11 protein-coding genes are annotated in these 12,030 nt (G+C 38.2%); 2 read left to right on the top strand and 9 right to left on the bottom strand.

Going from position 1 to position 12,030, the window contains the following annotated elements; translation table 11 throughout:
* Positions 1 to 11: 11 nt before the first annotated feature.
* Positions 12 to 1,388, bottom strand: coding sequence for a dihydroorotase (locus D9O48_RS02105; protein ID WP_126970101.1), 1,377 nt, complete (start codon positions 1,386 to 1,388; stop codon positions 12 to 14).
* 87 nt (positions 1,389 to 1,475) lie between these two features.
* Between D9O48_RS02105 and D9O48_RS02100 the strand changes: the two genes are divergently transcribed.
* Positions 1,476 to 3,161 (top strand): hypothetical protein, encoded by a 1,686-nt coding sequence (locus tag D9O48_RS02100; RefSeq protein WP_126970099.1) that lies wholly within the window; start codon positions 1,476 to 1,478, stop codon positions 3,159 to 3,161.
* On the opposite strand, the gene porT is transcribed toward D9O48_RS02100, so the two are convergent.
* Together porT and ubiE are read right to left on the bottom strand one after the other, a co-directional pair.
* Entirely contained in the window at positions 3,158 to 3,850 is a 693-nt protein-coding gene (porT, locus tag D9O48_RS02095; protein WP_233589152.1) for a type IX secretion/gliding motility protein PorT/SprT, read from the bottom strand. The genes D9O48_RS02100 and porT overlap by 4 nt on opposite strands.
* A gap of 11 nt (positions 3,851 to 3,861) precedes the next feature.
* Positions 3,862 to 4,644, bottom strand: a complete 783-nt coding sequence (gene ubiE, locus D9O48_RS02090) for a bifunctional demethylmenaquinone methyltransferase/2-methoxy-6-polyprenyl-1,4-benzoquinol methylase UbiE (protein WP_233589151.1) — start codon at positions 4,642 to 4,644, stop codon at positions 3,862 to 3,864.
* 55 nt (positions 4,645 to 4,699) lie between these two features.
* On the opposite strand from ubiE, the gene yihA reads away from it, so the two are divergent.
* Positions 4,700 to 5,365, top strand: a complete 666-nt coding sequence (gene yihA / locus D9O48_RS02085; RefSeq protein ID WP_126970095.1) for a ribosome biogenesis GTP-binding protein YihA/YsxC — start codon at positions 4,700 to 4,702, stop codon at positions 5,363 to 5,365.
* Positions 5,366 to 5,619: 254 nt separating this feature from the next.
* Here yihA and D9O48_RS02080 read toward each other — a convergent pair whose 3' ends face one another.
* Genes D9O48_RS02080 through D9O48_RS02055 form a run of 6 tightly spaced genes read right to left on the bottom strand, consistent with a single transcriptional unit; the run spans position 5,620 to position 11,865 of the window.
* Positions 5,620 to 7,659 carry a sialate O-acetylesterase gene (locus D9O48_RS02080; RefSeq protein ID WP_126970093.1) on the bottom strand — a complete coding sequence of 680 codons (2,040 nt, stop codon included), beginning with the start codon at positions 7,657 to 7,659 and terminating at the stop codon, positions 5,620 to 5,622.
* A 41-nt stretch (positions 7,660 to 7,700) separates the two neighbouring features.
* A complete protein-coding gene (locus tag D9O48_RS02075; protein ID WP_126970091.1) occupies positions 7,701 to 8,873 on the bottom strand; it encodes a hypothetical protein in 1,173 nt (390 codons plus the stop codon).
* A 2-nt stretch (positions 8,874 to 8,875) separates the two neighbouring features.
* Complete coding sequence (locus D9O48_RS02070; RefSeq protein ID WP_126970089.1) at positions 8,876 to 9,349, bottom strand: ribonuclease H-like YkuK family protein; 474 nt, start codon at positions 9,347 to 9,349, stop codon at positions 8,876 to 8,878.
* Between the two features lie 57 nt (positions 9,350 to 9,406).
* The gene (locus D9O48_RS02065; protein ID WP_158624791.1) at positions 9,407 to 10,990 is read right to left on the bottom strand and encodes a M10 family metallopeptidase domain-containing protein; all 1,584 of its coding nucleotides are present in this window, start codon (positions 10,988 to 10,990) and stop codon (positions 9,407 to 9,409) included.
* Between the two features lie 11 nt (positions 10,991 to 11,001).
* Positions 11,002 to 11,436 (bottom strand): hypothetical protein, encoded by a 435-nt coding sequence (locus D9O48_RS02060; protein ID WP_126970085.1) that lies wholly within the window; start codon positions 11,434 to 11,436, stop codon positions 11,002 to 11,004.
* Between the two features lie 60 nt (positions 11,437 to 11,496).
* Entirely contained in the window at positions 11,497 to 11,865 is a 369-nt protein-coding gene (locus tag D9O48_RS02055) for a CoA-binding protein (protein WP_126970083.1), read from the bottom strand.
* Between the last annotated feature and the right edge of the window lie 165 nt (positions 11,866 to 12,030).

Genomic DNA, 12,030 nt, shown 5'->3' with positions numbered 1-12,030 from the left:
ATAAACTTTAATTATGGTCTGTTAAATTGTAAACGGGCTCCTTTAAGAGATTCATCCCATACACCATTTCCATATACTAAATGGCCATTTACAAAAGTTTTTTCGATGGTTGAAGAAAAACGGGTTCCTTCTAACGGGCTCCATGCGCATTTATACAATAATCCGGCTTCGTTCACTTCAGTTTCGTGTTGAAGGTCAACAATTACCATGTCTGCAAAATACCCCTCTCTGATAAAGCCCCTGTTTTCAATCTGAAAACAAACAGCTACTGCGTGGCTCATTTTCTCTACCACTTTTTCAATAGAAATACGTCCTTTTTTTACATACTCTAACATCATCAACAGCGAATGCTGCACCAATGGTAAACCTGCATGGGCGTGGGCGTAGTCTTTTGACACTTCTACCAATTCACCATTACGGCGTTCATAACCTTTTTCACTTAGCAGGTGCGGAGCATGGTCGGTAGCTATTACATCTAACCGGTCATCTAATAAAGCTTCCCACAAAGCTTCTTTATTCTCCGGCGACTTAATAGCCGGATTACATTTAATACGGTTTCCCAAAGCGGCATAATCGTCAGCAGTGAAATGTAAGTGATGAACACAAACTTCATTGGTGATTCTTTTGTCTTTTAAAGGAACCATATTACTAAACAACTGCAATTCTTTTGCGGTGCTGATATGCAGAATATGTAAACGGGTATCATTTTGTTTGGCCAGCTGAACAGCCGTAAATGAAGACTCAAAACAAGCTTCCACGCTTCTGATCACAGGATGGTCGCTTGCTTCCAATTCTTTTTCTGATTGTATACGGGCAAGGTTGGCTTTAATGATTTTTTCGTCTTCACAATGCGTTGCAATCAATACTTCCGCTTCGCCGAAAATCTTATTTAAAGTAAGATAATTATCTACCAGCAAACCGCCGGTAGATGATCCCATAAAGATCTTGATACCGCAAACATCTCTCTTTCTATCGTTTGTTTTTAAAACTTCTTCCAGATTGTCATTAGAAGTACCCATAAAAAAAGAGTAATTGGCTAATGCGTGGTTTTTAGCGATCTCATACTTTTGTTCTAACAACTCTTGTGTAAAAACCGGTGGAACCGTATTCGGCATTTCCATAAAAGAAGTAACCCCTCCTGCTACTGCCGCTTTTGCTTCAGTATAGATACTGGCCTTATGGGTTAAACCCGGCTCTCTGAAATGTACCTGGTCATCGATCACCCCGGGTAACAAATACTTACCGGTACCGTCTATCTCTGTTACCGCACCTTTTACCTCTATTGCAGGTGCAATTTTTGCGATAACTCCTTCGTTAATTAAAACATCACTTACCCATTTTTTACCTTCATTGACTAAGGTAATATTCTTGATTAAATATTGCGCCATAACATGAAATTCATATATTGCAGCACCTCTAAATATCTAAGCCGCTTTAGGGCATCTGCATTCTTAAATTATTTATAAACGTTCGTAATGCAATTTATTGTAAAAAAAGCACTAGCAGCTACATTATTCTGCTTCATTTGTACGAATATTTCCCAAGCACAGTCAAGCCTGTTACCTCAGGGGCATAAATTTGAAGCCCTGCTGAACAGAATTGATATACTGATGCCGGGCCACATCGGTTACACTAAAACTGTGTACCGGAAAGATGCAATGGAGGTAATTCAGAAAGCAGATTCACTTTCAAAACTTGGAGAATTAGAATTATCTGCTGTTGATCAGGCTTATATCCGCAGCTTCTATTTGAACAATCAGGAATGGTACGACACTGATGATCCGGATTTTGCCTCTAAAAAACCTATTTTCAAAACGTTTTATAAAGACAAAGCCAATTTCTTTGAAGTAGATCAAAAAGATTTCTATCTGGCAGTAAATCCGATTCTTCAATATCAGCAGAATAAAGAGTTTGACAACGATAAGAATGTTTTTTTAAATACCAGAGGAGTACAATTAAGAGGGTTAATTGCAGAAAAGGTAGGGTTTGATGCTACCATCATGGAAAATCAGGAAAGAGGTCCGGATTATTTTCACCGCTGGATCGCTGACCACAACGCAACTCCCGGAGTAGGCTTCTATAAACGTTTCAAAACCACTGCAGTTGATTATTTTGACGCAAGAGGCAGTATACATTTCGGTGCTACTAAGTATATAAAACTTCAATTCGGATATGATAAACTTTTTGTTGGTAACGGTTACCGGTCTCTTTTTTTAAGTGATTTCGGCAACAGTTACCTGTTCTTTAAAATCAATACCAGAATCTGGAAGTTTGACTATACGAACCTATTTACCGAACTCGTACCACAAACGATTCATATCAATGCCGGTAATAAAATTCTGGATAAAAAATATATGGCAATGCACCGTCTGAGTTTACAAGCCACCAGATGGCTGAATATAGGTGTATTTGAAGCCATTTCATTCGGAAGAAAAAATCACTTTGAATTCAGTTATTTAAACCCCGTTATGTTTTTAAGAGCGGCCGAACAACAGGTAGGAAGCGGCGACAATGCAATGGTAGGGTTAGATGCTAAAATAAATATTGCGAAAAAGGTTCAGCTATACGGACAACTTCTGTTCAATGAATTTAAAATTAAAGAACTAACATCAGGAAACGGCTGGTGGGGAAACAAGTTCGGAATACAGGCCGGAGCTAAATACATTAATGCATTCGGAGTAAAAAATTTAGATCTGCAGGGAGAAGTGAATCTGGTAAGGCCTTTCAACTATAGCCATTACGATTCCGCTGCAAATTTCACCCATTACAATCAGCCGCTGGCACATCCGTCAGGAGCCAACTTTGCTGAGTTAATAGGAATTGCTCGCTACCAACCGCATCCAAAATGGACCATGCAGGCAATTGCTATCTATTGGGCGCAAGGTATAGACCTGACACCAGCTGATAATGTAGGAAGTAATATTTTTAAATTGTATAACACCCGTTCAATGGGCGATTACGGTTATAAACTTCCTTCAGGCCCTTTGGCAAAATCATTATATGTAAATGCCTACGTAGGATATGAAGTAAGGGAAAATATTTTCTTAGAAACACAGCTTTCATTAAGAAATCAAAAAATGCCTAATGATATTAATATGAATTCTACATTAATATCATTAGGCCTTCGAATGAATATGTTTAGAAGGTTATACGACTATTAGCCTTCAAAAATAAGAGAGAACATGATCATGCGCGATTTGAGTTGGTCAACAGTACTGGAGTACTTAAAGCTGGCATCTCGCGCATGAATATTTTGTACACCGTTACTGATTTTAATCTCAGGCGACAAAATAAACACGGGGAAATAAAAATTAAAACCGATTCCGGCCTCAATGCCATAATCGATCTTCTTCAACTTGATCATATCATCTGCTTTTCTGGCATTCGAATTACTCGATAAGTCATACTCCACCTTTCCTCCGGCAAACATATATACCCTGAAGTTATTGATACGATCGCTTCTGAACTTTAAGTGAACAGGTAATCCTAACTGAATAGATTCAACTCTTTTAGTCACTACTGGTGCTTCGTCATAAAAAGGATCGGGTGTTTTTAAATCATACTGAAGATCTTTGTAAGCAAAGAGTAGCTGAGGGAAGATGGCACGCACTTCAAACCTGTCGCTAAAGCGATAAGTATGCATACCGGCTAAACCAAAACCTCCTGAGTTAAGAGGATTGATGGCACTAACACTATCATGAAATAAGAAGCTGGCATCATGAGAAACATTAAACCTTGAAGTATTATACATCAAAGCTATGCCCAGATAATACTTTTTATCATCATGGTTTTCTAAATGTAAGGTACGATTCTGAGCCTGAACTTTTTGAAAGCTGAGACCACATACCAAAAGGCCAATAACTAATTGGCAGGCTTTGTTCCGCAATAAATTGTACATATTCCTAAGCTCAATCTTTTAAGACTGGTTTGTTTAAATCCAACAGATTGTAAAATGTGTAGAAATGTTTCGCCTTCTGGAAATGCTTTAATTGATTGATTTAAATATTGATATGCGTCTTTATTCTTAGATAGCCACTGGCCGGCTTTAGGAGCAACAATATTCATATACATATTGTAAATACCCTTAAACCAAACTCTTCGTGGTTTTGAAAATTCAAGAATCATTACTTTTCCACCCGGACGGATCACCCTGTACATCTCTGCAAGCCCCAGTTCCAGGTTTTCAAAATTTCTGACTCCAAACGCCACAGTTACAGCATCAAACGACCCCTCAGGAAAGTTTATTGCTTCACTATCGCCCTTTTCAAGCTTGATGATATCGCTTAAGCCGGCTTTAGCAATTTTCTCTTTGCCCACACTCAACATACCCTCTGAAATGTCAATTCCAACAATTTCATTGGGTTTCAGATACTTGTGGGTCATTATTGCTAAATCACCGGTTCCTGTTGCTACATCTAGGATACGCTGAGGTTGAATATCAGCGATTTTTTTGATGGCAACTTTTCTCCAATATACGTCAATTCCGATAGAAAGAAAACGATTTAAAAAATCATATCTGAACGCAATCTGGTCGAACATCGACGCAACTTGCTCTTTCTTAGTCTTTTCCGTACCCTCAAACGGAACTATATCATCGTGCGAAAACTTAGCCATAATGCCTGCAAATATACTTCTTTCATTCATTCGTTACGTTAAAGCTCCTATAAATCAATGCTTCAAATTGTTGTAACTTGCAGCCATGAACATTTTAAGTGCAAAATATATAATCAGCAGTCCTGATGTTGAGTCTTGCCCGCCGGCAGATCTTCCTGAATATGCATTTATCGGAAGAAGTAATGTAGGTAAGTCATCGCTGATTAATATGCTATGTAATCACCAGAAATTAGCAAAAACCTCTTCATCTCCGGGAAAAACCCAGATGATTAACCATTTTACCATCAAAAGTGCTCCGGAAAAAAATAACCTGAAGCCAGGTGACTATTCTGAATGGTACCTGGTAGATTTACCAGGATACGGTTTTGCAAAAGTTTCTCAATCACAACGTAAGTCATGGGCTAAAATGATTGAAAATTATCTGGTAAAACGTGAGAACCTGATTAATGTATTTGTATTGATAGACAGCAGGCATACTCCTCAAAAAATCGATATTGAATTCGTAAATCAATTAGCGAAGTGGAAAATTCCGTTGAGCCTGGTATTTACAAAAGCAGATAAAACCACTCAAAAAGAAGCGAATAATAATGCAAAGGAATTCTTAAATGAATTAAGAAAAACCTGGCAGTTCTTGCCACAACACTTTATAACCAGCGCAGAAAAAAAGTTGGGACGAAAACAGGTACTCGATTTTATCGATCAGTGCAATACAGAAATAGAACAGCAGCAAAAAGAAGAAGAACTGGACTGAATATTTTTTGCCATTAAGAAATTAAGGGAATCAGGAAACTTAATTACCTTAATTTCTCCTATGTTTGAAATGTTAATGGGAAACATGAAGAGAATGAAGGTAAAGCAGCGCGGAAGACAGCACTTCATTCGCTTTTCAACTTCATTTTCTTCATGTTTATGATGGTGATTATAAGATAGAATGAGCCAAAGCGAAGCGGCAGAGTATCTTAATTTCTTAATGGTTCAATTCTTAACGGTAAACCCAAATCTCCATTACGGAATAAAAGCCCAATCATCTGTTCTGAACGGGAAACATGGCCATCCGTCTTCGTTATACAAATTAGCAGTAGCCGGATTATCAGCCCATGCATATCTTACCGCCTGAGGATTTCTTACCGAAGGGCTATATACTTTTACTACATCGCCTTCAATCCACGCCTTCGCCCATACAAATTTCTGATCAACACCTGCAATACTAAAGTAAGTCAGCTCTTTCCCATCTTTAGCAATCAAAGCACTACCGGTATTTTTAAAGTGAAGTACCATCGTATCCTTAATAACTTCCATGTGAGAATATACGGGGCCACTCGCTACAATATCAACCGCACCATACACTCTATTCTTAGCAATAGCTGCTAAACGGTCACTCAGATCTTTTTTATTTAAAGGATGTATATCATTCCACTCTCCCAGATCTATTGCAGGTGCTACATATACATTGGGTAAATACGATAAATTATATTGCGCGTTTCTGGTATGTGCCCAATGGCTCTCTACCGGCTGTGATTGTTCTTTCATATAATTAGCTAACTGAACAATCAAAAAAGGTAAATGTGGCTGCTTCCAGTCGCTTCTCCAGTTTTCAATCAATGTAATCATTAACTGTTCGTATTCAATCGGGCGGCTGGTATTCGATTCACCCTGATACCAAACAACTCCTTTAATCGGATACTGAATTAACGGATGAATCATATCATTGTACAATCCGGTAGGTTTCCATCTGAAAGAAGTCGGAGGCTTTAACGGAGTCATCATAGCACCTATCTGATATTTCCATTCGCCTTCCAGGCTTAATGCCTGGCTATCCCAACGCAGCTCATAAGGTTTTTGAGGAACAAACCCCGCATCTCCGATATTACTGATCACCCTTACTGTAATGATATTTTCTCCCTCTTGTAATATACCTGCAGGAATCGTATAAATCCTGGGCGGATACATATAACTGGTAGTACCTACAAAAACACCGTTCACCCAAACAGAATCAGCATCCACAACAGCGCCCAGCTCTATTGTAGCGGTATTAGCCTGGTCTACATGATCGAGATGAATGGTTTTCGTAAACCAGACAATTCCGTTTATATTCCCTATACTTCCATCCTTCCAGTAGCCCGGTACATTAAATGTTTTCCAATCAGCAGCATCAGTTTTTGTTGAATACCATGGCTGAGTAGCGTTCATGTAGCCGGAGTCTTTTTTTCGTGCATTTGCGTACCAGTTATTGGTACGTAAACGATCAGTCATTTCAACCCCTTCAATAAAATCTTTTTTCTTCAATCTCTGAAGCTCGGCATAATGATAAGAGAAAGCCTGAAGGCGTTCTTCACTGATCCAGGCCTCTGCCGGAGATCCTCCCAGAGAAGCTTCAATAATACCAATAGGAATATCTAAAGATGCCTGAATATTAGTGGCAAAAAAATAAGCTACAGCAGAGAACTCCCTGATCGTTTCGGGCGTTACCGGCAACCATTTTCCACCCGACAGATCATTTTTAGCTTTTAAAAAACTATATTGAACAGGTACATCAAAATATTTAATCAAAGGGGCATTCGCATTACGCATTACTTCTGCATACAGCTTCTCTACTCTCCGCATTGGCATTTCCATATTTGACTGGCCACTGCACAACCATACATCTCCAATCAGAATATCCTCAACAAATGCAGAGTCTGTCAATATCAGTGATACAACTGTTTCAACTTCCTGAATAGTACTGTCATTGATCACCTTGATCACCGTATCAACTTTCTCATTGAAAGTAAATGCATAAATCTCCATATTATAGGGGCCGCCTTCGGGCATGGCCGGCCATTCGAAGCTCCATTTACCATCAGCGCCGACATTTGTTTCAAAAACATTCTCGTGAAATTGAATGCGAATAACAGAAGCGTTTTTAGCCGATCCCCATATAGGAATTATCTGATCTCTTTGAAGAACCATTCCGTCAGAGATCAGTTTAGGTAACTGAATTTGTGCAAACAACGATTGTTGAACAAAGCAAATCAGCAAGACACAGCATATCCATCTTGTTTTCATACTGCCAGGTTTAGATTTGCAAGATAATATTGTTTGTACAATTACTGTACAATTGCACCGGATTTCACAGAAAACGGAATAACTTCTTTTCTTAGCGGATGTTGCTCTACCTCTAAAACATAATCGCCGTTTGGCAACCATAAATTTTGTTGCATTCCCTGTCTGAAGCTGTAAATACCATAAGGAACAGCAGATTCTCCATATTCTTTTGCAACATACACTTTGCAATAAGATGCAACTTGCGGGGTAAATATTGCATTTAAAGAAACCTGGGGCTGGGTGGGATACAAATTAAATAACCAGTTAGGTAATCCGTTCTCTATTTTAGTAACCGGATGAATAATCATCAGGTCTGTTTCTTTTCTGGAAGTAAAATAATGCTGATCTGAAATACCTAATATAACCGGATACTTATTCTTATTAAATGTATAGAACGGATGAACATACTCTGGTTGATCAGAGTAATATAACCCTGTTTGTGTAGCTGAAAACGTTTTATAGCCTGCCTTGGTTAACCAATAACCTACAGACTTCCCCCAACGGGTTTCTTCTTTATTGATATGTGCCGGACCACCATACACGATCAATTTTCCATTGGCAGGATCCCATTGTTTTAAAATATTTATTGTAGCTATAGAATCACGAACAGTATTACTGGAAAAATCATTCCCTTCATATCCAAAAACGGTAAAGCCTAACCGCATTGCTTCTTTAATCATATTTGCAAAATTCGGCTCCTTTGTATACACACCCGCATCTACCGAAACCGTCTTGGTTTTCATTACATCCTCATACAAAGCTTCTAAAGCCAGGTAACGATAGCCGTTAACATATAATTGCTTCAGCATTGAGTGAAGAAAAACACGATGCTGTGGGAGGTGATGTAATTCATCAATGAGCAAAATATCATATGGAACTGACAAGCGCGATAATGTTGCCTGAGCAGGCAATTCAATAGCAGACCTGTAAACACCGAAAAGTGAATCTACTTTATACTTAACAGGAGGTTGTTGTTTATCCCAATAATAAGTAGCCAAAAGATATTGCTGATTAATCGATAAACCGGTAGCATACATTTGTAGCTGATAACTATTGTAGGGGTCTGTTAACTGAGAAGATAGTTTATCTACTGGAGCATATTCAAATTTCCATTGTGCTGCTAAAGAAAGTGATAACGCACAAAAAAAGATAGACAATAAAAAAGATCTGATCATTACTAATTTACAATTTTGTCGGCGCAGCTCGAACTCGCAAAGGCAAGGGGTTTAGTTTTAAAGGCAAAACCCATCCCCATCAAATACCCGGTTGCTTCTCTCAACGCATCATTGCTTTTAAATTGGGGGTTTGTATTGATATCGGCATGTACTTCCATGTCGACGTTATACTTATTAAACAGTTCACAGAGCGAATAAGCCACTTCAATACTCTTAGCTACTTCTAATAGCATTCTTTCTTTTATGGAATACTCTTTATATACCTGCTCCTGTTGTATATACATAAAACCTCCGTTTCCTTCACGCAAAAATACAATAACAGTTGCAAAATCGGTATGGGCACCTTTTACTTGTGAATCGGTACCGATACATACTTTCAGATGAACGCCATTGGATATTTCTCTTTCTATCACTGTTTCCACGGCTTCATAAATGGGCTGTTCAATGAATTTACCACTGAGTGTTCTCCATTTCATGGTGGATCTGTTTCTTAAATTTACCGAAAGTCAAACCAACCACAAAAAAACAATATGTTACAGAACCATTAATTTTTCAACATTTCGTGCACCTTTTTGTAAAATACGCAGCAATACCACTCCTTTTGGCTTATACATTAACGAAATCTTCTGATACCCTTCGCCTAATTTTCCCCGCTGCAGCACTCTTCCGTTCAGATCGATCAGCTCATATTCACCAGGCTCATACATCAATAATTCAATTTTATCTGAGATCATAGTATATGACAACCGGTATGTTTTCTTATCCACTCCCATCTTCAATACTTTTGAATAGCCACCCATAGAACCATCTCTTTCCATTACACCAACTCTATAGTAATGACTACCAGTATTTTGCGGCATCCATGTAAACTCAGCAAGCCTTAAACTATCTTTATAAATCGGACTAAAATTTACACCATCAACACTATGCTGTAATAAAGCGGTACCGTTCATTGTTCCTCCGCTAAAACTCCAGCGCAATTCATGCTGATATCCTTTTTGTAGTCCGTTAATATCTATATTCAGATCATTCAGGGTAACATTATTAACGAGGTAAAGAAACTCATATGAACCAAAACTACTGTAGCGCGGCATATTTTCATTTCCTACAGCCCTGACTGCAAAATAATATGTACCGGCATTAAGAATAGTGTCAATAAAAATATCAATATTATCAGTATCCTGATAAGTTCTGATCAATACTGAATCGGCATCATACAGATCAACTGCAAGGTTGAGATTAATTCCTAGTCTTGTTTGTTTATTAATTCTGTTAGGAGTAATGTCAATATCAACAATACGGGCATGCTTTAAAGAAAGCTTAAAAATATCAATGTCATTTGAATCATTAATAATTCCGTCAGTAACATGAGCTTCAAATTCAGAAAACGTTTTGGCACCCGCGAAGTAATTTGAAATATCATCTGCTACGGGAATAAAACCAAATCTTCCTGAGTGGAACATCGAAATCTCATCCTGTACATCATCACAGGCCAGCACACTGAAATCACTCACCCAACCGGTGATATCACTATCGAAACTTTCACCCATGATCGGAGAAAATGTAGGAAACACTGTACCTGTTTGTCCTTTGTATTCGTTTTTCAGCGTACAGTCTTCATTCCATTCGGATATATGTTGTAGTCCGAGCGCATGCCCGATTTCGTGTGCAACAATTTGTCCGATCTTGTAAAAATGATTTCCTAATCTATCCGAAAAAACAAAGCTGGGAGTTTCGTCTCCGAAGGCAAAACAACCAATTACAGCCACTCCTGTTCCTTCTGCCCGCCAATATGAAGTGGGGGTGATAATTACCCGGTGCCTGCTGTATACACTCGCCTGTTCATAGTACATTGAGTCGGTCGTAATGTTCACATTAAAAGTGATAAAATCTTCTTTTACGATGCGATAGATTTTAAAAATATCTTCTGCACTTAATTCAGCAGGAGCAGCATCAATAGAAGACTCATCGGTATTCCAGGAAGTGTTTTCAACCCGGTGTCCGTCAAAGTCAAGATATACCACCGAAGTTGCAGAAGGCCGGCTGGCATATTTAGGAATCTGAGCAAACAGTATTTGAGAAGAAATCAATAATAGAAACAGGTAAAGAATTTTCATAAGCATAGCATTTAATGGGCGATCACTTTATCTACCGGCATTTTTTGAAAATAATAGCCTTGTTGGTGATGAAAGGATAGCAGATACACTTCTTTCGAGTGAGTTTGGATCATTCTTCCAACAAAACCCTCTCCTTTCGGAACTCCTTTTCTGTACGAGAGAAACAAGGTCGTGTTAGGATAAGAAATGACTTCTATGCTTAAGTTGGATACTGCGTGATTTACAGATTTATTCGATTTTACAATACCGTAAAGAGGTGTTTCGGCTGCAGTTGCAACCATTACAGTATCTCCGACAGCAGCGGTTACCAGATGAATCAGGCAGGAGTCAGACGTAGGCAGAACTTTTCCCGTACGCTCAAAACTTTCAAAAGGAACACTTTGAGACTGAGCGTTTATTTGAATAACAAGCAATCCTAAGATCAATACAATACTATATCGTTTCATTTATGTGTATTAAATGAATGAGCGTTTCAGAGAGTAAATGGTATTGCTTAGGACGGATCTTTAAAACTGATTGGTAGAAAGCATAACAAGCGTACAAGCTTCTAATACTTTTATACCGGCTCTTTCTGCTTCATCGGCAAAAGCATCATTTTCAGCACCTGGGTTAAAGATGATTCTTTTGGGATGTAACTTTAATATATAGTTTTGATATTCTGCCTGATTTTTAGCATTCAGATACAAAGTTACTGTATCTATTTCCTCTAAAGAAGGCTGGCCTTTCTGAATATCTATATCAAACACCTGCCCCTCTTTTTGACCGATCGCCACTACAGGATGACCTTTTTGTCTCAACTTGTCAATTGCCAGATAGCTATAACGATTGGGATTAGTAGATGCTCCTATTACTAAAGTCTTTTTTTGCGCTGCCATAAATTAATATTAACTGACTAAGATTATATACTAAAAATGTTCCAAAGCCAACCTAACCATTCTCTCATCGGTTTTCATTGTAAATATCAACTGTACCGAACACATAATTTATTAAATATTAACACATTAGTCAAATATTAACATTTTTCCATAGTGTATCCATTT

Origin of the sequence: Gynurincola endophyticus (assembly GCF_003991195.1) — a bacterium.
In the GTDB taxonomy this organism is placed as follows: domain Bacteria; phylum Bacteroidota; class Bacteroidia; order Chitinophagales; family Chitinophagaceae; genus Gynurincola; species Gynurincola endophyticus.
This window is presented reverse-complemented; position numbering and strand designations above follow the sequence as displayed.

What these genes read in the sequence shown, in the direction of transcription:
- D9O48_RS02105 (WP_126970101.1), bottom strand. Translation starts at nt 1,388, where the DNA reads ATGGCGCAATATTTAATCAAGAATATTACCTTAGTCAATGAAGGTAAA.
- D9O48_RS02100 (WP_126970099.1), top strand. Translation starts at nt 1,476, where the DNA reads ATGCAATTTATTGTAAAAAAAGCACTAGCAGCTACATTATTCTGCTTC.
- ubiE (WP_233589151.1), bottom strand. Translation starts at nt 4,644, where the DNA reads ATGAATGAAAGAAGTATATTTGCAGGCATTATGGCTAAGTTTTCGCAC.
- yihA (WP_126970095.1), top strand. Translation starts at nt 4,700, where the DNA reads ATGAACATTTTAAGTGCAAAATATATAATCAGCAGTCCTGATGTTGAG.
- D9O48_RS02080 (WP_126970093.1), bottom strand. Translation starts at nt 7,659, where the DNA reads ATGAAAACAAGATGGATATGCTGTGTCTTGCTGATTTGCTTTGTTCAA.
- D9O48_RS02075 (WP_126970091.1), bottom strand. Translation starts at nt 8,873, where the DNA reads ATGATCAGATCTTTTTTATTGTCTATCTTTTTTTGTGCGTTATCACTT.
- D9O48_RS02070 (WP_126970089.1), bottom strand. Translation starts at nt 9,349, where the DNA reads ATGAAATGGAGAACACTCAGTGGTAAATTCATTGAACAGCCCATTTAT.
- D9O48_RS02065 (WP_158624791.1), bottom strand. Translation starts at nt 10,990, where the DNA reads ATGAAAATTCTTTACCTGTTTCTATTATTGATTTCTTCTCAAATACTG.
- D9O48_RS02060 (WP_126970085.1), bottom strand. Translation starts at nt 11,436, where the DNA reads ATGAAACGATATAGTATTGTATTGATCTTAGGATTGCTTGTTATTCAA.
- D9O48_RS02055 (WP_126970083.1), bottom strand. Translation starts at nt 11,865, where the DNA reads ATGGCAGCGCAAAAAAAGACTTTAGTAATAGGAGCATCTACTAATCCC.